General features: G+C 75.6%; 18 protein-coding genes. 9 read left to right on the top strand and 9 right to left on the bottom strand.

From position 1 onward, the window contains the following. Nucleotides 1-86: 86 nt before the first annotated feature. Nucleotides 87-2,351 (bottom strand): sulfatase-like hydrolase/transferase, encoded by a 2,265-nt coding sequence (locus ACIQUR_RS02610; protein ID WP_403657054.1) that lies wholly within the window; start codon nucleotides 2,349-2,351, stop codon nucleotides 87-89. A 238-nt stretch (nucleotides 2,352-2,589) separates the two neighbouring features. Beyond that, nucleotides 2,590-3,738 carry a hypothetical protein gene (locus ACIQUR_RS02605; RefSeq protein WP_403657051.1) on the bottom strand — a complete coding sequence of 383 codons (1,149 nt, stop codon included), beginning with the start codon at nucleotides 3,736-3,738 and terminating at the stop codon, nucleotides 2,590-2,592. Nucleotides 3,739-4,001: 263 nt separating this feature from the next. Between ACIQUR_RS02605 and ACIQUR_RS02600 the strand changes: the two genes are divergently transcribed. Next, complete coding sequence (locus tag ACIQUR_RS02600; RefSeq protein WP_403657048.1) at nucleotides 4,002-4,457, top strand: YbhB/YbcL family Raf kinase inhibitor-like protein; 456 nt, start codon at nucleotides 4,002-4,004, stop codon at nucleotides 4,455-4,457. A 92-nt stretch (nucleotides 4,458-4,549) separates the two neighbouring features. Here ACIQUR_RS02600 and ACIQUR_RS02595 read toward each other — a convergent pair whose 3' ends face one another. Beyond that, complete coding sequence (locus ACIQUR_RS02595; RefSeq protein ID WP_403657045.1) at nucleotides 4,550-5,113, bottom strand: hypothetical protein; 564 nt, start codon at nucleotides 5,111-5,113, stop codon at nucleotides 4,550-4,552. A gap of 131 nt (nucleotides 5,114-5,244) precedes the next feature. On the opposite strand from ACIQUR_RS02595, the gene ACIQUR_RS02590 reads away from it, so the two are divergent. Continuing rightward, nucleotides 5,245-5,499, top strand: a complete 255-nt coding sequence (locus ACIQUR_RS02590; protein ID WP_403657043.1) for a DUF6213 family protein — start codon at nucleotides 5,245-5,247, stop codon at nucleotides 5,497-5,499. 114 nt (nucleotides 5,500-5,613) lie between these two features. Here the strand turns inward: ACIQUR_RS02590 and ACIQUR_RS02585 are convergent, their stop codons facing one another. The 3 genes from ACIQUR_RS02585 to ACIQUR_RS02575 all read right to left on the bottom strand — a co-directional run bounded on the left by ACIQUR_RS02585 (nucleotide 5,614) and on the right by ACIQUR_RS02575 (nucleotide 8,087). Continuing rightward, complete coding sequence (locus ACIQUR_RS02585; protein WP_403657040.1) at nucleotides 5,614-6,027, bottom strand: Ig domain-containing protein; 414 nt, start codon at nucleotides 6,025-6,027, stop codon at nucleotides 5,614-5,616. Between the two features lie 180 nt (nucleotides 6,028-6,207). Beyond that, nucleotides 6,208-7,023, bottom strand: coding sequence for a class I SAM-dependent methyltransferase (locus ACIQUR_RS02580; protein ID WP_403657037.1), 816 nt, complete (start codon nucleotides 7,021-7,023; stop codon nucleotides 6,208-6,210). 11 nt (nucleotides 7,024-7,034) lie between these two features. Continuing rightward, the gene (locus tag ACIQUR_RS02575; protein WP_403657034.1) at nucleotides 7,035-8,087 is read right to left on the bottom strand and encodes a PHP domain-containing protein; all 1,053 of its coding nucleotides are present in this window, start codon (nucleotides 8,085-8,087) and stop codon (nucleotides 7,035-7,037) included. A 130-nt stretch (nucleotides 8,088-8,217) separates the two neighbouring features. On the opposite strand from ACIQUR_RS02575, the gene ACIQUR_RS02570 reads away from it, so the two are divergent. From ACIQUR_RS02570 to ACIQUR_RS02560, 3 genes are all read left to right on the top strand, one after another. Beyond that, complete coding sequence (locus ACIQUR_RS02570) at nucleotides 8,218-8,652, top strand: ester cyclase (RefSeq protein ID WP_403657031.1); 435 nt, start codon at nucleotides 8,218-8,220, stop codon at nucleotides 8,650-8,652. 90 nt (nucleotides 8,653-8,742) lie between these two features. Continuing rightward, complete coding sequence (locus tag ACIQUR_RS02565) at nucleotides 8,743-10,008, top strand: CapA family protein (protein ID WP_403657028.1); 1,266 nt, start codon at nucleotides 8,743-8,745, stop codon at nucleotides 10,006-10,008. 113 nt (nucleotides 10,009-10,121) lie between these two features. Continuing rightward, nucleotides 10,122-13,553 (top strand): endo-alpha-N-acetylgalactosaminidase family protein, encoded by a 3,432-nt coding sequence (locus ACIQUR_RS02560; RefSeq protein ID WP_403657025.1) that lies wholly within the window; start codon nucleotides 10,122-10,124, stop codon nucleotides 13,551-13,553. 3 nt (nucleotides 13,554-13,556) lie between these two features. Here ACIQUR_RS02560 and ACIQUR_RS02555 read toward each other — a convergent pair whose 3' ends face one another. Beyond that, complete coding sequence (locus tag ACIQUR_RS02555; protein ID WP_403657022.1) at nucleotides 13,557-14,378, bottom strand: helix-turn-helix domain-containing protein; 822 nt, start codon at nucleotides 14,376-14,378, stop codon at nucleotides 13,557-13,559. A gap of 193 nt (nucleotides 14,379-14,571) precedes the next feature. On the opposite strand from ACIQUR_RS02555, the gene ACIQUR_RS02550 reads away from it, so the two are divergent. The 3 genes from ACIQUR_RS02550 to ACIQUR_RS02540 all read left to right on the top strand — a co-directional run bounded on the left by ACIQUR_RS02550 (nucleotide 14,572) and on the right by ACIQUR_RS02540 (nucleotide 17,122). After that, nucleotides 14,572-15,783 (top strand): cytochrome P450, encoded by a 1,212-nt coding sequence (locus tag ACIQUR_RS02550; RefSeq protein WP_403657973.1) that lies wholly within the window; start codon nucleotides 14,572-14,574, stop codon nucleotides 15,781-15,783. A 72-nt stretch (nucleotides 15,784-15,855) separates the two neighbouring features. Then, nucleotides 15,856-16,419, top strand: a complete 564-nt coding sequence (locus ACIQUR_RS02545; RefSeq protein ID WP_403657019.1) for a hypothetical protein — start codon at nucleotides 15,856-15,858, stop codon at nucleotides 16,417-16,419. 1 nt (nucleotide 16,420) lies between these two features. Beyond that, a complete protein-coding gene (locus ACIQUR_RS02540) occupies nucleotides 16,421-17,122 on the top strand; it encodes a hypothetical protein (protein WP_403657016.1) in 702 nt (233 codons plus the stop codon). A gap of 95 nt (nucleotides 17,123-17,217) precedes the next feature. Here ACIQUR_RS02540 and ACIQUR_RS02535 read toward each other — a convergent pair whose 3' ends face one another. Both ACIQUR_RS02535 and ACIQUR_RS02530 read right to left on the bottom strand, forming a co-directional pair. After that, nucleotides 17,218-19,557, bottom strand: coding sequence for an immune inhibitor A domain-containing protein (locus ACIQUR_RS02535; protein ID WP_403657013.1), 2,340 nt, complete (start codon nucleotides 19,555-19,557; stop codon nucleotides 17,218-17,220). A gap of 140 nt (nucleotides 19,558-19,697) precedes the next feature. After that, nucleotides 19,698-20,243, bottom strand: a complete 546-nt coding sequence (locus ACIQUR_RS02530) for a DUF6328 family protein (RefSeq protein ID WP_403657010.1) — start codon at nucleotides 20,241-20,243, stop codon at nucleotides 19,698-19,700. A 110-nt stretch (nucleotides 20,244-20,353) separates the two neighbouring features. Here ACIQUR_RS02530 and ACIQUR_RS02525 point away from each other — a divergent pair, with 110 nt between their 5' ends. Continuing rightward, a complete protein-coding gene (locus ACIQUR_RS02525) occupies nucleotides 20,354-22,153 on the top strand; it encodes a glycoside hydrolase family 15 protein (RefSeq protein WP_403657007.1) in 1,800 nt (599 codons plus the stop codon). Nucleotides 22,154-22,177: the final 24 nt, after the last annotated feature.

Below are 22,177 nucleotides of genomic sequence, written 5' to 3'. Positions count from 1 at the left end.
CGGCCCGGGCCTGACGCCGGCCCCCGCGGCACGGCGGACCCGGCGCTGTGGCGCCGGGTCCGCGGGACTCGGAGGACTCGGAGGACTCAGGGGACGGTCACCCGGGCCAGGGCCCACGAGGTGTGGTCGAAGGAGGTACGGGCGTTGGCGTCCTCCACCACCAGCCGCAGCACGCGCACTCCCCGGACGTCGAGGTCGACGGGCACCGGACCGGCCGCCGCCGTCAGGGTGGGTGTGGTGAGCAGCAGCCGGCCGTCGCCGTACACCAGGGCCCGGGTGGCCCCGGCGGAACTCTGCTTCGCGGAGAAGTCGTCGATGCCGACCAGCGAGGTGAACCGCGCGGCGGCGCCGCCCAGGTGGTAGGCGATCTCGCTGGGCGCGTGGACGCCGAGGCCCTTGGCGTACGTCGTACCGCCGAAGGAGATCGGCGGGCCGTCGCCGGCCGCGTTCTTGCCGTTGGAGGCGTCCCGCTCCACCGGGCCCCACCCGTTGGTGGCACTGATCCAGGTGAGGTCGGAGAGGTAGGAGTCGCGGGTGGGGGCGGGCGGCGGGGTCGGCACGCTGCCCGTCGCCGGGTACCGCACCGGGCCGGCCGGCGTCAGCGCGGTGCCCTGCGCGGTGAACGCCCACGAGGTCGCGGGCGCGGCGCCGGCGGGCGGGGTGACCTGCCAGGACACGGTGAGCCGGACGCCCGGGGCGAGCTGGCCGGCGGTCATGGCGGTGGTGGCGGAAACGGCCCAGCCGGCGGGCGCGTCCAGGGTGAGCGCGGCGGAGGTCCAGGCGCGCGCGGAGCCGTTGTCGAGGGTGGCGGTGACCGTGAACGCCTGGCCGGGGACCGCGAGGCCGGGCAGCGCCAGCCGGGTGCCGAACGGCCGGCGCGGGTACGCGTCCTGCCAGGACGAGCGCATCAGCGCCACCAGCTCGGCCGCCTTGGAGGGGTACTTGTCGGCCACGTTGCGGGTCTCGCCGAGGTCGGTGGCCAGGTCGTACAGCTCCACCTGCCACTTGTCGTCGGGCAGGGCGCGGTTCCGCTCGGGCGCGAAGCGCACGGCCTTCCAGTCGTCGCGGCGCAGCGCCTCGGCGAGCCAGGTCGCGCGCTTGGCGTCCTCGGCGTTGGCCCGGGCGGTGACGCCCCACTCGTCGCGGAACCAGTACAGGTGGTCGTGGCGCGCCGCGTCGGTGCCGCCGGCCAGCAGGGGAGCGGCGGACAGCCCGTCCACGTCGGTGGGGGCGGGGGCGCCCCCGAGCTCCGCGAGGGTGGGCAGCACGTCGGTGAGCGGGGTGGGGCGGTCGCTGGTGCCCTGCCGGACCCGGCCGGGGCCCCAGGCGATCAGGGGCACGCGGACGCCGCCCTCGTAGAGGTTGCGCTTGTAGCCCCGCAGCGGGCCGTTCGCGTCGAACAGGTCCGGGTTCACCCCGCCCTCCTCGTGCGGGCCGTTGTCGCTGGTGACGAGGACGACGGTGTCCTGCTCCAGACCGTGGGCGCGGAGCCGGTCGACCACCTTGCCCACCAGCGCGTCGAACAGGCTGACCTGGGCCGCGTGGCCCTGGTTCGCGACGGTCCAGCCGCGGCCGGCGTACGCGCTCGTGTCGGGTGCGTCGCTGGGGGCGTGCGGCAGGTTCGGGGTGAGCAGCAGGAGGAACGGTTCGTCCGCGTGCGCGTCGATGAACTCCAGGGCACGCCGCTCCAGGAGGTCCGGGGCGTACACCGCCTTCGCGCCGCCGGCGTTGGCCGGGATGGGCTCCTTGGCGTCGTTGCGCCACAGGTACTGGGGGTAGTACTCGTGCGCGTGGCTGTGGGTGAGGTACCCGTAGAACTCCTCGAACCCGCGGGCGGCCGGGTGGCTCTCCTGGCCGGCCGCCTCGGGGCCGAAGCCCCACTTGCCGACCACAGCCGTGCGGTAGCCGCGGGCCCGCAGCACCTGGGCGAAGGTGGTGTCGCCGGCGGTCAGCGAACCCTGGCCGCCCGAGGAGGGGTTGGCGCGGACCGTCGCGTGCCCGGTGTGCAGGCCGGTCAGCAGGGAGCACCGGGACGGGGCGCAGACGGCGGCGGTGGCGTAGGCGTCGGTGAAGCGCAGTCCCTCCGCCGCGAGCCGGTCGAGGCGGGGCGTGGTGATCGCCTTCTGCCCGTACGCGCCGAGCTCGCCGTAGCCGAGGTCGTCCGCGAGGACCACGACGAGGTTCGGCGGCCGGCTCGCGGCAGCCTCCGCCGCGTCCGCGGCGGCCGCCGGTGCGGGTGCCGCTGCCGGTACGGCACCCGCGTGCGCCGCGGGGGCGCCGAGTGCGGCGGGGGCGGCGGCGAGCCCGAGCACGCCGGTCGAACCGGCCAGGAACGTACGACGGCTGGACATGCGGGACTGCTCCTCGGGTGGACGGTGCCGGGCACGACCCTGCCGATCATGAACGCGCCGCCGCCCGAGGACCATGCACGGGGCATGAAGAACGTGTGACGCCGTACGGGGTCACACCGGGGCCCCGACCCGCACCGCCCCCCGGTCGGGGGCGGGTGGGCGGGGCCCCGGTGACGTGCCGGCCGGCCGGGCCGCGGGTGCTCCGGCCGCCGGGCCCCCAGGTGCTCCGGCGCCGGTCTCAGGTGCTCCAGCGCAGGACCGCGCCCAGGCCGCCCGCCGGGCCCGGCATGCCCGCCGGGACCACCAGGACCTCGCTGCCCGCCGCGGCCGCGGACCGGAGCAGGGCGTCGTCCGCCCGCGCCGGAACCGGCTTGTCCACACCGATCGCCTTCGCCTGGCCGCGCTGCACGGCCACGTCGTCCACACCGGGCCCGATCCACACCGAGCGCCCCGCGTCCGCGCCCTCCGGAGCGAGCAGCAGGGTGGCCACCTGGTGGGTGCGTACGGCGTCCACGACGGCCGGCACCCCCTCGGCCGCCTCACCGGGGCCGGTGTCCACGCCGGCCTCGCGGTGCTCGCCCGGCCTGCCGCGGCCGATCCGGAACCGCTCCAGCGCGTTCGTGACCCGCTCCTGGGCGAACCTCTCGCAGGCCAGCGCGACCTCCCGGTCCAGCGCCTCCGCGGACGCGCCGGGGGACCGGCCGCCCACGGCCGTCTCGACGGCCGCCGCCCGCACCTGGTCCGGCAGCCGGTTCAGCACCGCCCGCCGCTCGCGCTGGTCGCCGGCCAGCACGACCAGTTCCGCGCCGCACTCCCGGGCCTGGCGGGCGACCTCGGCGGCGATGGTGCCGGCGGTCTCGTTCCAGGCGTTCTCCACCTTGTTCCGGTAGTGCCACTCGTGCCGGTCGTCCGGCATGCTCCGGTGCCCGCGGCCCTGCCACTCGGTGCCCTGGACCTGGCCCAGGGGCTCCCGGCGCAGGCCGTCGCGCAGCTCCAGGTCGGCCCCGGTCCGGTCGACCGACGCGACCAGGCAGACCGGCCCGTCGCCGCGCAGGTCCGCCAGCGGCGCGATGTGCGGCAGGAACGACCAGGTCGCCTCGGTGGCGGCCGGCGCCCGGCCGAGCGGGACGTCCAGCACCACCTCGGCGCCCGCGGCGAACAGGGCCCGCCCGGGCGGGGCGCCGCGCACCGGTTCCGCCATCAGCTGGTTGGCCACCGCCCGCACCGTGTACGCGTCGGCGCCCGCGTCGATCAGCTGCGCCGCCACGGCGCGCTCGCGCAGCGCCTGGATCTGCTGGGCGTCCTCCGTCGAGCGGCGGGTCTCCACGTACACCGAGGCCCAGGGCCCCTGCCGCGAGAAGAGGGGTTTCAGAAAGCCGAGTTCCATGACGTCCCCCAGGGGGTTCAGGAAGGCGCGAGGGGCGCGGCGGCCGCCGCGCACCACTCCAGTCCAGGATGCCCCGCCGCGCCGAGCCCTGCCCGTCGCCGGCCGCGGGGGCGCACGGAGGCCGCGGGCACGGAGGCCGGGCCCGGGCGTCGGGCCGTCCGCCGCGAGGCCTCCGCGGCCGGCCGGGTGGTTCGGCGGCCGGCCGGGTGGATCGCGGGCCGGGAGCGGTACGGGGAGGGGCGCGGGCGGGTAGGGCGGCGGCCGTGACCGGAATCCAGCTGACCAGTCCCGTCTTCGCCGACCACGCGGAGATCCCCCGCCGGTACACCGGCGAGGGCGAGGACGTCTCACCGCCCCTGACCTGGACGGCGGCCCCCAAGGGCACCGCGGAGCTGCTCCTGCTCTGCGAGGACCCGGACGCCCCGGGCGGCTCCTTCCTGCACTGGCTGGTCACGGGCATCGACCCGTGGACCGGCGGGGTGGAGGAGGGCGCCGGGCCGCACGGCGGCCGGCCCTGGCCCAACGGCTTCGGCCGGGAGGGCTGGGGCGGCCCCATGCCGCCCGCGGGACACGGCCCGCACCGCTACTTCTTCCGCCTCTACGCCCTCGCGCAGCCGGTGCGGCTGCCCGGCCGGCCCGGCGTGGCCGACGTACTGGCCGCCGTCCGCGACCAGACCCTGGCGTCCGGCACCCTCGTGGGCACGTACCAGCGGCTCTAGGCCGTGTCTTTACCGGGCACGCCCGGGCCGCGGCACCGGAGCAGCGGGGTCATCGGAGCAGCCCTCACCGTCCTGGGCCGGCCCGGAGGGCGTCAGGCGTGCAGGAACACCGCGTCGAACCACACCAGGCCGCGCCCCTCGTGCAGCAGGAACCGCCCGTCGGCCCGGTCGTTGACCGCCCCGCCCTCGCCCCCGCCGAGGACCAGCAGGTCGTACCCCGTGTTCTGCCGCCAGCCGGTCCGCTCGGGCAGGTACGGGGCCAGCGGGGCCGGGACGGCGCCGAGCGGGGGCGCCTCCCGGAACCGCTCGCCGTCCGGCCGCGAATCCAGGGCGGCCCGCAGCGTGTCCGCGGCCGGCCGGGCCACCCCGACCATCCGGATCCGCGCGTCGGGACCGGGTACGGTCTCCCGCCGGCCGGCGGCGTCGACGTCGTACCCCAGCCAGTGCGCGTCGGACAGCTCGCCCAGCAGCGCGAAGCGCTCCCGCAGCGGCCCGGTGTCGGTGCGCACCCGGAGGTGGTCCGCGGTCGGCTCCGCCGCGCAGCCGGCCGGCCCCGGCAGCCCCGCCGCCACCAGCCCGCCGGCCAGCCCGAGGAACGCGCGCCGCCCGGGCCCGCGCCGCCCGCCCCGCGCCGGCTCCCCGCTCGTCCGCCCCATGGTTCCCCCCGGTCCGCGATCGCCCGGCCCGCCGGGCGCGGTGATCATAGCCCCGGCGGGCGGGGCGCGGCAGCCCGGCCGGCGGGCCGGGGGGTGCGTGTACGTACGGCCGGGCCGGGTAGCCGGTGCGTATGGACAACGCATCCGTGCCGCTGGTCTCCGAGCCCGACGGGGGACTCCTCATCCCCGCCGGCGAGGTCACCGCCCTGCTCCGCCGCCTCGGCGCCGGCTGGGTGGAGACGGTCGGGGAGGACGAGACGGACCTCGAACCGGGTACGGTCCTGGCCTTGGCCGGTGCCCTGTGCGAGATCGCCGACCAGATCGACGTCGAGTGCATCGGATTCCTGCCCTCTCCCGACGAGGAGGGGCAGGACGGCCACGGATGACGGCGCGGGCCGGGGGCGGACGGCGGAGCGGCCGTCCCGGTGCCCCGGGAACGCCGGAGGGGCGGGACCGCGCCCCTGCGCGCGGCCCCGCCCCTGCCGTCGTCCCGCCCCCGCTCAGCAGCGCGGGCAGGCGTCCCTGATGACCCGCCAGGTGAAGGTCGCGCTGCCGGTCGCGCCGGCCGCGTCGGTGGCGGTGACCGTGACCGTCCGCGTGCCGGCGCCGCGGGCCACGCCCGTGATGAGCCCGGTCGACGCGTTGATGGTCAGGCCCGTGGGCAGGCTCGTGGCCGACCAGCGGTAGCCGGGGGTGCCGCCGCCCACCGTCATCTGCAGGCTGACGTAGTCGTACTGGAGGGTCGTCTGGGTGCCGGGGTTGCCGACGACGACGGCCGTGGCGGCCGTGACCGCCGCGGCGGGGCCGGCGGCCGGGGCGGCGACCGCGGCGGGACCGGTGACCACGGCCGACGCGGCGGCCAGGGCGACGATCAGGGCGGCCGTGCGCGGGACACGGCGGGACGGGACGGCCAACGGAACCTCCGGGGTGACGGGCACGGAAGGAGCTCTCGGGGCGCCGGATCGGCGGCGCCCCGGCAGCATAGGAACCCGCCGGGAGCGCGCACCAGCGCCCGACGCCCCGCCTGAAGAGGGGGGTTGACCACCCCCCCACCCGGCCCGGACCGCCCCGACGGCCCGCGCGGCCGCCCGGTCTCAGACTGCCGGGGCCGTGGTGACCACCAGCGGCGGGCGGGAGCGCTCGGCCGCCCAGTCGCGGCTCCGCACGTGCGCGGGGTCCGCCACCGTCAGGGCCTCCGCCACCGTCGGGCGGTGCTGCGCCACCGCCGCGAACCCGGCCCGTTCCAGCAGCCCGGCCACGGCCCCCGGCGGCCAGGCGTGGTTGCGCACCTCCTGCCAGGACCCGTCGCCGAGCCGCAGCCACAGGGGCATCGGGTCGCCCGGCCCGTACGCGGCACCCGGCCGGCCGACCTGCAACGAGGCGTACTCGATCCCCGCGCACGCCGGGTCCGTCGACAGCAGCACCAGCGGCGCGCCCCGCCGCAGCAGCCGCCGGATCTCCCGGAACACCGCCAGCACCGCCTCCTCGGTGGGCAGCGAGGCCAGGACGTGGTTGCACATCACCGCCTCGGCGCAGCCGTCCGGCAGCCCCGTCACCCGCCCGTCCTCGACCGGCAGGAACTCCGCCACGGCCGGCGCCCCTTCCCTGGCCAGCGCCAGCATCTCCGGGGAGGTGTCCACGCCCACGACCCGGGCCCCCAGGGCGCGGGCCGCGAGGTCGGCCACCCGGCCGGGACCGCAGCCGTAGTCGACGAGCAGCCGCTCCCCGCCCACCCGCGGGGCCAGCGCCCGGAAGACGAAGGGGTATCCCAGCAGCCAGTCCGTGGCCGCCTCCACTGCGGCGAAGGCCCGGGCACCCCGGGTGCCCGACCAGTCGATGCCCTCCCCGGACCCCGCCGGCGGCCCCCCGGGCTCCCGCCCGCCACCCCGGCCCGCACCCTGTGCTCCCACCGGCACGTCCTTCACGACTCCTCCCCCCGCGTCCACGCCAGCAGCCGGTCCGCCGGCCAGGTGTTGACCACCCGCTCCTCCGGCACCCCGCACTCCACGGCCCGCTCGCACCCGTAGATCTGCCAGTCCAGCTGCCCGGGCGCGTGCGCGTCGGTGTCGACCGCGAACAGCACCCCCGCGTCCACGGCCTGCCGCAGCAGCCGCCGCGGCGGGTCCAGGCGCTCCGGCCGGGAGTTGACCTCCACCGCCGTACCGGCCGCGGCGCAGGCGGCGAACACCTCGGCCGCGTCGAACTCCGACTCGGGCCGCCCCCGGCCCGTGACCAGCCGCCCGGTGCAGTGCCCCAGCACGTCCGCGTGCGGGTTCCGCACCGCCGCCACCATCCGCCGTGTCATCGCCCGCTTCTCCATCCGCAGCTTCGAGTGCACCGACACCACCACCACGTCGAGCCGTTCCAACAGCTCGGGCTCCTGGTCCAGGGACCCGTCGTCGAGGATGTCGCACTCGATGCCGGTCAGCAGCCGGAACGGCGCCCACTGCGCGTTCAGCCCGGCCACCACGTCCAGTTGCTCCCGCAGCCGCTCCGGCGACAGCCCGCGCGCCACCGTCAGGCGCGGCGAGTGGTCCGTCAGCACCGCCCACTCGTGCCCGAGCGCCGCGGCCGTACGCCCCATCTCCTCGATCGGGGACCCGCCGTCCGACCAGTCCGAGTGCAGGTGGCAGTCGCCGCGCAGGGCCCGGCGCAGCGCCAGCGCCCCCTCGCCGCCGTTCCCCAGCCCCCGCCCGGCGGCCTCGCCGGCCAGCCGCTCCTCGGTCTCCGCCTCCAGCTTCCGCAGGTACGCCGGCACCTCGCCGCCCAGCGCCTCGCGGACCACCCCGGCCGTCTTCGGGCCGATGCCCTTCACCTGCTCCAGCGTGCCGTCCGCGGCCCGCCGCTCCGCCTCGCCCGCGGGCAGGGCGGCCACCTGGTCGGCGGCGGTGCGGAAGGCCCGTACCCGGTACGTGGGCGCCTGGGCGCGCTCCAGCAGGAACGCGATCCGCCGCAGCGCGGCCACCGGATCCATGGGCGCCTCCCGGGGGGCGTCGGCAGGAACCCCCGCAGCTCCAGGATCCCCCGCCGCCGGCCGACCCGCGCGGCGGACCGGACGGTGGGAAAATGAGGAGGTCACCCGTGGTGCTCGCAGGAGGTGGATCATGGGAGAGGCGCGGGAACTCATGGACCGGCTCACCGAGGCGTTCACGACGACGCGGGACATCAAGGCCCTCGCCGAATGCTTCGCGGAGGACGCGGTCGCCGTCACCCCTGACATGGGGGAGCTGCGCGGCCGCGACGAGATCGTCGAGTACTTCCGGCAGATGATGGACGCCATGCCGGACGGGACCTTCGAGTACCTGTATTCGCACGAGGCCGGCGACACCGCCGCCGACGAGGGCTTCTACCGCGGCCGGAACACCGGGCCGCTGGAACTGCCCTCCGGCGAGCTGCTGCCCGCCACCCACAAGGAGGTACGCATCAGGGGCGCCGACTTCGCCACCGCCGCCGACGGGAGGATCGTCAACTACCGCCTCTACTTCGACCAGTTGGAGTTCCTCGACCAGCTCGGCCTGCTCCCCGAGATGCCCGGCTGACCCGCCGGCCGCCCGTAACCCACGGCGCGCGGCGAACGCCCGTGCGACAGTGGTCCGCACGACCACGGGGGAGCGGGAAGGGGCCGACGGATGACAGAGGGGCCGGAGCGCGGGCGCGGCGGACGGCCGCGGCTGCTCGCGGGGGTGGTGGCCGGGCTCGCGCTCGCCGCCGGCGGTACGTTCCTCGCGACCCGCCTGCTCGGCGGACTGCCCGCCGCACCCGACCCCACCGGCCAGCGCCTGGGACCCGGCGCGCCCGCGTCGCCCAGCGCCACCGACGCCCCCGCGCCCGCCCCCGGCGCCGGGCACCGCCCCTTCACCCTCGTCGCCACCGGCGACATCATCCCGTACCCCTCGATCATCCAGCGGGCGCGGGCGGACGCCCGCGGCGACGGCCACGACTTCCGCGCGATACTCGCCGGCATCAAACCGGTGGTCTCCGCCGCCGACCTCGCCCTCTGCCACCACGAGATACCGTACGGAGAGCCCGGCGGCCCCTACACCGGCTACCCGCTCTTCAAGGCGCCCCACCAGCTCGCCGACGCCCTCCGGGACACCGGGTACGACGGCTGCTCCACCGCCTCCAACCACACCCTGGACGCCGGGTACGCCGGCCTCGCCCGCACCCTCGACCACCTCGACCGGGCCGGCATCCGGCACACCGGCTCCGCCCGCACCGAGGCCGAGTCCCGCACCCCGGCCCTGCTCACCGCCGGCGGCGCGACCGTGGCCCACCTCTCGTACACGTACGGCACCAACGGCATACCGCTCCCCGAGGGCCGGCCCTGGGCCGTGAACCTCCTCGACCGCGACCGGATCATCGCCGACGCCCGCGCCGCCCGGCGGGCCGGCGCCGCCGTGGTCGTCCTCAGCGTCCACTGGGGCACCGAATGGCAGACCGCCCCCGACGCGCAGCAGCGCGACCTCGCCCGCGCCCTGACCGCCGCCCGCACCGGCGGCCTCCCCGACGTCGACCTGGTCCTCGGCACGCACAACCACGTGCCGCAGCCCTACGAGAAGGTCAACGGAACCTGGGTGGTCTACGGCATGGGCGACCAGGTCGCCAGCTTCGCCCCGCCGGAGATGAAGCGCGGCAACTGGTCCTCCGTACCCCGCTTCACCTTCACCCCCTCCGCCGCCCACCCCGGCCGCTTCGACGTCACCAGGGCCGAATACCTCACCCAGTTCTCCGACACGGAGCCGCCCTTCCGGGTGGAGTGCGCCTCCTGCGACCCCGCGCCCGGCTCCCGCGCCGCGCGCAAGCGCGCCGAGTACGCACGCGTCGACGCCGGGGTCACCGAAGCCGTCCTCTCCCGCGGCGCGGCCGCCCAGGGCCTGACCCGCGCCACGAAGTAGCCGCGGAGGGCCAGTACGGGGCCCGCACCGCCCCCCGCCCCGCCTCCGGAAGTCCAACATCACCCCCGGGTTTGTCCATGGGCCCCCCGCCCCGCCGTCCGCAAGCTGGACCGATGCGAACCCCCCTGCGCACCGCGGCGGCCGCCGCCGCGGGCGGCCTGGTGGCCGCCCTGCTCGCGGTCCTCCCCGCCCAGGCCGCCACCCCCGTGACGATCGGCTCCGCGGACCTCACGGTCCGCGTCGACGCCGACTTCCCCCGCGTCATCGGCTACACCCACCGCGCCACCGGCCAGACCCTCGACGGCAACCCGGACCCCCTCACCACCATCCAGGTCAACGGCACCGCCCACACCCCCGCCGTGACCTCCGCCGTGTCCGCCGCCGCCGTCGACTACACGATGACCTTCTCCGGCGTCACCATCCGCTCCCGCATCCAGGTGACCGGCTCCGTCGTCGAGTTCAAGGTCACCGCCATCGAGGACACCCCCGCCCTGCGGGTCCGCACCTTCGCCGTCCCCGACCACACCCTCGTCAGCGTCCGCAGCGACCAGCCCGGCGCCGCCCTGGCCACCGCCCGGATGCACACCGCCACCACCGGCAGCGGCGACACCTTCACCTCCGTCACCGCCAACACCCCCGTCGACGCCGCCCCCACCACCGTCATGTACGGGCTGCTCAACACCGCGGGACTGGCCGCGGCGATCGACTCCAACTCCCTCTACGACAAGCCCTCCGGCGGCACCGCCCGCGACAACGGCCGGATCGCCAAACGCGTCGTCGACAAGGGCACCCACCGGCGGGCCGGCCTCTGGAGCGGCGACTGGCTCTACCGCGCCGAAGGCGCCGCCGACACCGACACCGAGCCTCTCCCGTACGCCCGGGTCGCCATCACCGCGGACCGCAACGGCGACTCCGCCGTCGACTGGCAGGACGCGGCCGTCGCCCACCGCGACATCTGGACCCCGCCCACCGGCTGGCAGCACACCGCCGACCGCGTCGTGCAGCGCATCCCCTTCAACTTCGCCTCCCAGGCCACCCACCCCTTCGCCCAGACCCTCGACGAGACCAAACGGGTCGCCCTCGCCACCGACGGCCTCGGCCAGTTCGTCCTGCTCAAGGGCTACGCCTCCGAGGGCCACGACTCCGCCCACATGGACTACAAGAACGTCGGCGCCAAGCTCGGCGGAGCCGCCGGACTGCGGGCCCTGACCACCGCCGGACACGCCTGGAACGCGGACTTCGGCGTGCACGTCAACGCCACCGAGGAGTACCCGGTCTCCGCCACCTTCGACCCCGCCCGCCACTCCGGCGGACTCGGCTGGGACTGGCTCGACCAGTCCTACTACGTCGACACCCGCCGCGACGGCCAGTCCGGACAGCGCCTCCAACGGCTCGCCGACCTCAAGAACGCCGTGCCCGGCCTCGACTTCCTCTACGTCGACGTCTGGTACGGCGACGGCTACGTCTCCCGCAGGCTCCAGCGCGAGATCGGCGGCCTGGGCCTCCAGCTGGCCACCGAGTTCCCCAACACCCTGACCGAGCAGTCCCTCTGGCACCACTGGGCCGCCGACGTGGGCTACGGCGGCACCGACCTCAAGGGCATCAACTCCACGATCGCCCGCTTCATCGGCAACCACGTCAAGGACGACTGGATCGCCGGCCACCCGCTCCTCGGCGGCGCCGAGGTCACCGCGTACGAGGGCTGGCAGGGCAAGAAGGACTTCACCGCCTTCCTCAACACCACCTTCGGCGTCAACCTCCCCACCAAGTACCTCCAGGGCTCCCCGGTCACCGGATGGTCGGGCGGCACGGTCACCCTCGCCGACGGCACCAAGGTCACCACCTCGGGCAACACCCGCAGGATCACCACCGGCGGCCGGCTCGTCCTCAACGGCGACAGCTACCTGCTGCCGCGCGACGGCAAGCTCTACCACTGGAACGCCAAGGGCGGCACCACCACCTGGACCCTCCCCGCCGGCTGGACCGCACCCAGGCTCTACCGGCTCACCGACACCGGCCGGCAGTACGTCTCCGACCCGCCCGTCAGCCAGGGCCAGATCACCCTCAACGCCACCGCGAAGACCGCGTACGTCCTCTACGACGGGGCCGCCCCCGCCCCGGCCGACCCCCGGTGGGGCGAGGGCACCCCCCTCAAGGACCCCGGCTTCCACGCCGGCGACCTCACCGCCTGGACCGTCACCGGCACCGGCGCCTCCGTGGCCCGCAACGCCCTCGGCCAGCACGAACTCGTCCTCGCCCCCGGCACCTCGCCCAAGGTCTCCCAGACCCTGACCGGCCTCACCCCCGGCACCCACGCCGCCTCCGTCTGGGTCTCCACCCCCGCCGGGCGCACCACCACCCTCACCGTCACCCCGGCCGGCGGCACCCCCGCCGCCGTCTCCGCCGACTCCTCCCCGCTGACGAACACCCTCGGCGGCAGCGAGAAGAACGGCACGAAGATGCAGCGCATGAAGGTCCTCTTCGACGTGCCGGCCGGCCAGTCCACCGCCACCCTCCAGCTCACCGCCACCGCCGCCACCGGCACCGTGTACCTGGACGACGTACGGGTGGTCCCCTCCGCCCGCACCCCGCTCGGCGGCCACACCTACGCCGAGGACTTCGAGAACACCGACGCCGGCTGGGGCCCCTTCGTCTTCGGCGGCGCCGGCGGCACCGCCACCGACCCCCGCACCCACATCGCCCAGCGCAACGCGCCGTACACGCAGGCCGGATGGAGCGGCAAGCTCGTCGACGACGTCATCAACGGGCAGAACTCCCTCAAGTCCCACGAGGAGCGCCAGGGCCTCGTCTACCGCACCCTCCCGCAGACCCTGCCGCTCACCGAGGGCCACACGTACCGGGTGAACTTCCTGTACGAGAACGGCTTCGCCGGCGACTACCAGTTCATCACCGGCGCGGGGAGCACCGAGACCGCCACCGCACTCGGCCAGGCCCGCACGCCGACGGCGTTCAGCACCACGTTCACCGCGGGGGCCGGCGCCTGGATCGGCGTACGAAAGGTCACCGGCGAGGGCTCCCACAACGAGGCCGACCTGATCCTCGACGACCTCACCGTGGACGACCTCGGCACCGGCGGGGGCGGCGAACGCCTCGTCCCGCAGGCGCAGATGAGGGTCACGGCCGTGGACAGCGAGGAGACCGCCGGCGAGAACGGCCGCGCCGCGAACGTCCTGGACGGCGACCCGGCCACCATCTGGCACACCCAGTGGTACCAGTCCACCGCGCCGATGCCGCACGAGATCACCCTCGACCTCGGCGCCGCCTACGACGTCACGGCCCTGTACTGCCTGCCCCGGCAGAGCCAGAGCAACGGCCGGATCGCCGACTACCAGGTCTTCACCTCCACGGACGGCGTCACCTGGGGCGCCGCGGCCGCCGCCGGCACCTTCCCGGACACCACCGCGCAGCAGACCGTCACCCTCACGCCGCGCACGGCCCGCTACGTACGGCTCAGGGCCACCCGGGAGGTCGGCGGCAACCCGTGGACCTCGGTCGCCGAACTCAACGTCGGCCACCGCCCGTGACCGCTAGCGGCCCTGGCGCTGGTCCCGGAACCGGACCGGCGCCACCCCCACCCGTCGGCTGAACAGCCGGCTGAAGTAGGAGGCGTCCTCGTACCCGACCCGCCGGGCGACCCCGGCGACCGGCAGGTCGGTACGGACCAGCAGCTCCTTGGCCCGGTCCAGCCGTATCCCGAGGAGGTACTCCTTCACGCCCTCCCCGGTGATCCGCCGCACCGCGCCCCGCAGTTCGGCCAGCGGCATGCCGAGCCGGGCCGCGTGCTCGGCCACGGAGATCGGCAGCAGCGCGTCCCGCGCGAGGGCCTCCATCACCGCCTCGCCCTGCCGGGTCACCTCCAGCCGTGCGTACCGCAGCGCCACCAGCAGCGCGTGCACCGCGGCCGCGGCCTCCACGTGCAGCAGGGGGCTGTCCCGGCGGGCGGCCCGCACGATGCCGTCCACGATGTGCTGCACCTCGGCGGTCTCGCGGAGCGGTACCACGGGACACTGCGGTGTGACGTACCCCAGGTCCGCGTACGCCTCCACGCCGGGCCCCGTGAAGTCCACGAAGCACTCGTCCCACCCGGTACCGGGGTCCGGCGCGTAGTGGTGCTCCACCCCCGGCACCAGCCACAGCAGCACCGGCGCGCTGACGGCCTGCGGAGGCCGCCCGCCATGACTGAACCACCCCCGCCCCCGCGTGACGACCACGGCCACGTGATGGTCCAGCCGCCGCGGCCCCACGGTCGGCAGCTCCCCGCTCTGCAACCCCACCCCGAGACACACCAGCCCGAGCCGCCGGTGCTGAACCGTAGGCGAGAAGTAACGCATCCACTGGCTGTGCGGCATGCCGCGTGATTGTGATCGACACGGTGCGGATGCCTCAAGGGGGCGTGCGCGACCCGCCGCCACCCGCGTCCGGCGCCGTCCGGCGACCGGCCGGCAGGCCCCGGATCAATTAGCCTGTCCCCGAAGACAGTTGAGCCTCCCCGCCCGGCCGGAACCCCGCACCCGAGGAGCCCCGTTGAGCACTCCGCATCGCATGGATCCCGCCGGCGGCTGTCCGCACGCGGACAACGCGCGGCTGCTCGCCGCCGGGCCGGTCGCCCCCGTCCTGCTGCCCGGCGGTGTCGAGGGGATGGCGGTGCTCGGGCACGAGGCGCTCAAGGAGTTCCTGGCCCACCCCGACGTCGCGAAGAACGCCCGGCACTTCGCCGCCCTCCAGGCCGGGGAGATCCCCGACGGCTGGCCGCTGAAGACCTTCGCCACCGTGCAGGGCATGACCACCGCCGACGACGCCGACCACCGGCGGCTGCGCTCCCTGGTCAGCAAGGCCTTCACCGCCCGCCGCGTCGAGGAGCTGCGCCCCCGCGTCGAGGAGCTCACCGGCCGGCTGCTCGACGGACTCGACCGCGCCGCGGCCGACGCCGACGGCACCGCCGACCTGCGCCGCCACTTCGCCATGCCGCTGCCCATGGGCGTCATCGGCGACCTGCTCGGCGTCGACGCCGAGCACCACGACCGGCTGCACCACCTCTCCGACCGGATCGTCTCGACCGACATCGCCCCCGCCGACGTCCTCGCCGCCAACCGGGAGCTGGTCGCGCTCCTCGGCGCCGTCGCCCAGGCGCGTACCGAGGACCCCGGCGAGGACCTCACCAGCGCCCTGATCCTGGCCCGGGAGGAGGACGGGGACCGGCTCGGCGCCCACGAACTGATCGGCACCCTGCTGCTGATGATCATCGCCGGGCACGAGACCACCCTCAACCTGATCACCAACGCCGTCCGCGCCCTCTGCGCCCACCGCGACCAGCTCGCCCTCGTCCAGGAGGGCAAGGCCGGCTGGGCCGACGTCGTCGAGGAGACGCTGCGCTGGGACAGCCCGGTCAGCTACTTCCCCTTCCGCTACCCGGTACGGGACCTCGCCGTCGGCGGCACCGTGATCCCCCGCGGCACCCCCGTCCTGGCCGGGTACTCGGCCGCCGGACGCGACCGGTCCGCCCACGGCCCCGACGCCGACCGCTTCGACGTCACCCGCACCACCGAAGCCCGGCACCTCTCGCTCGGCCACGGCCCGCACTACTGCCTGGGCGCGCCCCTGGCCCGGATGGAGGCCGTGACCGCCCTGAGGGCGCTGTTCACCCGCTTCCCCGACCTCGACCTCGCCGTCCCCGAGGAGCGGCTGACGCGCCACGCCAGCTTCGTCGGCAACAGCGTCCGGGCCCTGCCGGTGCGGCTGCGCCCGGGCACGTGACGCACGGGTTTGGGGGCCGGGCCGCCGGGCAGCAGCGCCTGCACAGCGGACCCGACGCCCCTGGAGGCACCGATGTCGACCGGCTCACTCATCGCCATCATCGTCGCCTGCGCCGTCGTCCTGGTCATCGTGCTGGTCGCGGTCTGGATGTTCTCCCGCCGGCGCCGGCTCCGGCGCGACTTCGGCCCGGAGTACGACCGCGCCGTCGAGGAGCAGGGCGGCAGGATCGCCGCCGAGAAGGAACTGCGCGGGCGCGAGAAGCGCCATGACGACCTGGAGCTGCGCGAACTCCCCACCGAGGTGCGGCGCAGGTACGCCGACGAGTGGAGCGGCGTGCAGCAGCGCTTCGTCGACCACCCCGAGAGCGCGGTGGCCCAGGCCGACACGCTGGTGATCCGTCTGATGACCGAACGCGGCTACCCCACCGACGGCTACCGGCAGCAGCTCCAGGACCTGTCGGTCGAACACGGCAGCACCCTGGAGCACTACCGGCGCGCCCACGAGGTGAACGAACGCAACGGTGACGGCCGCGTCACCACCGAGGAACTGCGCGGCGCGATGGTCCACTACCGGGCCCTCTTCGACGACCTGCTGGACAGCGGCACCGCGGGCGGCGGTGCACGGCGAGGTGAATGACATGGCACAGGAAGAGACGGGCCGGACCCCGGCCACGGAGGACCTCCTCGGCCCGGGCCGGGACCGGCAGCGGGACGCGGGGGAGGGGCGGGACGCGGCGCAGGACCCCGGCGGCGGCGGGCGGCAGCCCCTCTACCCGGGCGAGGCCACCGAGGGCGCCGGACCCCCCGGCGGCCGGAGCCTCGCCGAACGGCAGGAGAACGACCTGGCGGACCCCGGCGACTCCGCGCTCGGCGACTCCGCGCTCGGCGGCTCCGAGGGATCTGCGGGAGCCACGGGGGCCGAGGGCGAGGGCGACACCGCGGCCGGAGCCGGCAGCGGCACCGCGGCGGATCACGTCTCGGGGGCCGGCAGCGGCAGCGCGGCGGGCCAGAGCTCCGGAGACGGCGCGGCGGACCAGGGCGCGGACGGCGCGGCGGGCCGGGAGCCCGACGGCGAGCCGCTGCTGGAGGCGGGCCAGGCCGTCCGGTGGCGCGCGGAGTGGACCAGGATCCAGGGCGGCTTCGTCGACGACCCCCGCGCCTCCGTGCGCGAGGCGGACACCCTCGTCGCCACGGTGATGCAGGGCCTCGCCGGCACCTTCGCCGACCGCAAGCAGCAGCTCGAAGGCCAGTGGCAGGCCGGCGACGAGGTCGCCACCGAAGACCTCCGGCTGGCCCTGCGGCAGTACCGGTCCTTCTTCGACCGGCTGCTGCGCACCTGAGCCCGAGCCCCGGAAACCCCGCCCGGCCCCCTCCTCGGAGCCGGGCGGGGTCCGTCCGTCCCGTCAGGAGGACGGACGGGCCCGGGGGGTCCGGATCAAGGGGACGGGCTGACCTGGACCGTGGTCCGGAAGCCGTTCTGCGCCTCCTTGAGGACCGTGATGCGGGTGCCGGTGTCCGGGACCTTCACGCCGACCTGCGGCAGGTCCGGGCTCCAGTACACGCCCGTCCGGTCGTCGAAGACCGGGACGCCCGCACGCTCGGGGACGATCACCGGCACGCCGTTGCGGTGCAGCACCAGCTCCGCGCTGGGCCGCAGCGAGAACGGCGCGTCGAAGGTCTGCGCCCGCGCGTTCAGCGGCGTGCCGTCCGTGTACCGCAGTGCCTCCGGCCGGGCGTCGACCGGCAGGATCAGGCCCGAACCCGGGTGCGCCTTCGTGGTGTTGTCGCTGTACGCGGTGTCCCACAGCCAGATCAGCACGCCCGGCTGGTACGGGTAGAACTCCACCGTGTCCTTGCGGACCGGGTCGGAGCCCCAGCCGAAGTTGTACGGGCCGGTCTTCAGGTACGCGCCGTACCCGGTGTACCGGCGGTTCTCCACGACGTACGCGCGCGGGTGCTCGGCGATGCCCGTACGGCCCTGCGTACGCGACCACTTGACCGCGGTCCAGCCGTTCGCGCCCTGCTCGGCCCCGTCGCGCAGCAGCTCGCGGCCGGCGGAGGTGACGGTGACCGCGTCGAGGGCGACGCCCTTGCCGTGGGTGTTGCTGTCGGAGGTCACCCGCAGCCGCAGCTGCACGGCCGTTCCCGCGAACCGGTCGAGCGGTACGGACAGTTCGGCCCAGCCGCCGGAGGTGCCGGAGATCCCGCGGGCCGGTACGGGCGCGCCGCCGACCGTGCCGGGCAGCGCGGACCAGGTGCCGCCGCCGTCCGTGGAGGCCTCGACGGTCAGGAAGTCGAAGTCCTGCTCGATGTCGTACCAGACCCGGGCGTCGAGCCGGGCGCCCTCGGCGGGGACGGCGAGGCCCCGGGTGAGGGTGTTGTCCATGAAGTCGCCGGTGCCGCTCCACCACGCGCTGCCGCCCTCGAACGGGTCGGTCAGGTCGGTCCTGGTCACCGACGGCGGAAGGTGCACCAGCAGGGCCTGCGGGTCCTCGGTGTTGTAGCCCGAGACGCCGAGCACGGCGCGCGTCCGGCGGCCGGCGTCGGCCTCCGTGTAGTCCAGCCAGCCCAGCTGGAGCTTGCTCCAGGCGTCCAGGTCGCCCGGGACGTCACCGGTGGTGTTGCGCCCGCGCCCGAGGTAGGAGCCCGCGGACATCAGCGACCAGTAGTTCACGCTGTTGTCGCCGTCGGAGCTGTACAGGTCCGGCAGGCCCAGGTCGTGGCCGAACTCGTGGGCGAACAGGCCCACTCCGCTGTTCTCGCCGCCGGTGAGGTAGTCGCCCGCCCAGAGCCCCGAGTCGCCGACCGGCGTGCCGCCGGCCTTGTTGCCCTCGGGCCCGGCCTGGCCGGCCTGGTTCCAGTACGCGAACCAGCGGTGCGCCCACACGGCGTCCTTGCCCTGCCGGCCGCCGCCCCAGGTCTGGTCCTTGCCCGCGTGGACGACGACCAGGTGGTCGAGGTAGCCGTCGGGCTCGTCGAAGTTCCCGTCCCGGTCGGCGTCGTAGCGGTCCCACACGTCGTACGGGGCCAGTTCGGCCTTGATCTCGGCGGGGGTGCGGCCCTTGGCCCGCTCGGAGTGGTACCAGGCGTTCGTCGCGTCCCGGATCATGTCCCAGTTGGTGCGGCACTGGCCGGGCTCGGAGCAGTTGTCGGTGCCGTAGCGGGCCTCGTTCCACGGCAGCCGGACCCAGTCGGTGACGTGGCCGTCCATGTCGTAGCGGCCGGAGGACTGGAGCCGGTAGAAGCTGCGCAGGCTCACCGCGCCCGGCTCGGCCGAGAAGAACTGCCGCTGGTAGTAGGCCCGGTCGAAGTCCTTGCGCCACACGGTGTGGTTGTCGGCCTTCGACGGCTTCTCGATCGTGTTGTGCCGGGGGCCGGGCTCGCCGCCGAACCGCGGCTTGCCCTCGAACTCGGTGGTGGTGTCCACCTGGTCGCCGAACTCGGCCAGGATCACGAAGACCTTGTCCTTGCGCTGCTGCGCCAGTTCGACGTAGCGCTTGCCGACCTTGACCGTCTGGGGGAGGCGTCCGTCGGTGCCGGCCTTCAGGGACCCGGCCGCCACCCGCTCCAGCGCCTGCCGGCGCAGGGCCTGCCGCTGGAGCTCCAGCGGGGCGGGCGGCGGGGCGTCGGCGCGGCCCGGGCCCTCGGCCGGGGGAGTGCCGGTGGCCGGGAGCGGGGCGGCCGGCGGCGGGGCGGTCGACGCGGGTGCGGCGAGCGCGGGTGTGGCGAGCAGCGCCAGGGATATCGCCGCCCCTGCCGCGATCAGTCTGCGCAACGTAAGGGGTCCTTTCGGGAGTTGGTCCCGGAGACGGGGAACGGGCCGGCCCGTGGGCCGACCCGAGCGCAGGTAATATTTCACATGTGACAGGTCATGCATAGATGGAAAACCGCACCGTCGCCCCCCGGCGGGCGGTACTACCGGCTCTCCCCGCCGTCCCCGCCGTTCCCGCGCCGGCGCGCGGTGCGCTCCCCGTCCTTGCGGACCAGCAGCAGGCCCGGCATCAGCAGCCAGCAGATGACGAACCAGGCCGTGACCACCCCCGTGATCACCCAGGCGATCCAGTGCGAGGTCGCCACGTGCAGGAGCAGCAGCACCGACAGGTTGACCGTCAGCGCCAGCAGCACGATCCCCACCGACACCAGCCGCCCCGCGTCCCGCACCAGATGGGGCTTGAGGTGACGGCCGGCCAGCATCCGGTGGTAGGCCACCGGCGCGATCATCGTGCCCGTGGCCAGCGCGCCCAGGGCGACCGTGATCACGTACAGCGTCTTGTCGAAGGTCCCCAGCTCGGCGTAGCGCGGCGTGAACACCACGCTCAGCAGGAAGCCGAACAGGATCTGGGCACCGGTCTGCGCCACCCGGACCTCCTGGAGCGTCTCGTTCCAGCGCCGGTCCGCCCGCTCGTCCGGGGTCTCGTCACGCTCCGGCCCGCCGTTCTTCTCAGGCCGTTCCTCCGCCATGGCTCACCTCCGGACCGACACCGCCCGTACCCTCCCGCGCCTGTCCGCGGACGCCCCAGGTAAACGCCCGCGCACCGGTTCCGCCCCCCGCCACCGGGTAGCCGCAGGTCATGAGTGCGTCCGTGTACGGCCACACCCCGCGCCCCCTGCGCGACTACGCCCTGCTCGCCGACGGCGAGCGCGGCGCCCTGGCCGACCCCGCCGGCGACATCGTCTGGATGTGCGCGCCCCGCTGGCACAGCGGCGCCGTCTTCTCCGAGCTCACCGGCGGCAGCGGCCACTTCGCCGTGGCGCCGGAGGGCAAGCGGTCCCTGCCGTGCGGCTGGTACGAGGAGGGCACCCTGATCCGCACCACCCGCTGGACCGGCGCGGCCGGCGTCGTCGAGTGCCGGGACGCGCTCGCCGCGCCGGGCGACCCGCACCGGGCGGTGCTGCTGCGCCGTATCCGCGCCGTGCAGGGCCCGGCCCTGGTCCGCGTCGAGCTGTCGATCCGGGCCCGCTTCGGCGCCCACCCGATGACCGGCCTGCACCGGGACCGCGGCTACTGGGTGGGCCGCAGCGGCCCCCTGAGCTTCCGGCTCCGCGGCGTGCCCGAGAACGCGGACGCCACCCGGCCCGGGGTCCCCGACACCGTCACCGCGCTGATCGCCCTGCCCGCCGGGGGCACGCGCGACCTCGTGCTGGAGATCGCCGACGCGCGCGGCGGCAGCGTGCTCAGCGGACGGGGCGACGAGGCCGCGCGGCTGTGGCGGGAGACGGAACGGTACTGGGCCGCCGCCGTGCCCGACTGCACCGACCTCACCGCCCGCAGCGACGCCCGGCACGCGTACGCCGTGCTCACCGGCCTGACCGCGCGCACCGGCGCGATGGTGGCCGCCGCGGCCAACCCCCTGCCCGAACAGGCCGCCGCCGGAGGCGGCCACGACCACCGCTACGCATGGGTCCGCGACCAGTGCTTCGCCGGCACCGCCGTCGCCGCCCACGGCCCGCACCGCCTGCTGGACGACGCCGTCCGCGTCGTCACCGCACGGGTGCTGGAGTACGGTCCCGACCTCCACGCGGCCTACCGCGTCGACGGCCGCCCCGTGCCCCGGGAGCACGAACTGCCCCTCGCGGAAGACGCCGCGACAGGACCGGCCGGCACCCCGGCCGGCGGCCGGTCCGACGGCGGTTTCCAGCTCGACACCTTCGGCGAGGTCCTCGAACTCCTCGCCGCCGCCGCCCGCCGCGACCGCCTCGACGACGACGGCGAGCGGGCCGCCGAGGTCGCCGTCAGTGCCCTGGAGGGCAACTGGCAGCGGCCCGACGGCGGCCTGTGGGACCTGTACCCCGCCTGGTGGACCCACTCCCGGCTGGCCGCCGTCAGCGGACTCCGGGCCGCGGTCCGGGACATCGCCCCCCGCAACGTGGCCTTCGCCTGGTCAGAACTGGCCGACACGATCCTGCACGAGACGGAACGCACCTGCCTGCACTGGTCGGGCCGCTGGCAGCGCAGCCGCCAGGACCCGGGCGTCGACGCCGCCCTGCTGCGGCCGCTGGCCCGCGGCGGCCTGCCGCCCGCCGAGCCGGCCCTCTCGGTGACCCGGCAGGCGGTCCAGCACGACCTGGCGCGCGACGGCTTCGTGCACCGCTTCCGGCCCGACGGCGTCGTGCCCGGACGGCCCGAAGGAGCCTCCCTGGCCTGCGGGTTCCTGATGACCGCCGCCTGTTTGGCCGAGGACCGGCCCGCCGCTGCCGCCCGCTGGTTCGAGCGCACCCGCTCCGCGTACGGCCCCCCGGGCCTCTTCGCTCAGGAGTACGACGTCGAGCGCCGCGAACTGCGCGGCAACCTCCCGGGCGCCCTGGTCCACGCCCTGCTCCTGGACAGCACGGTGCGGCTGACGGCCGCGGACCAGGACGTCGCCGGCTGAGGCACCCCGGGCGGCGGCACCTGC

Source organism: Streptomyces sp. NPDC101132 (assembly GCF_044759225.1).
GTDB lineage: Bacteria > Actinomycetota > Actinomycetes > Streptomycetales > Streptomycetaceae > Streptomyces.
This window is presented reverse-complemented; position numbering and strand designations above follow the sequence as displayed.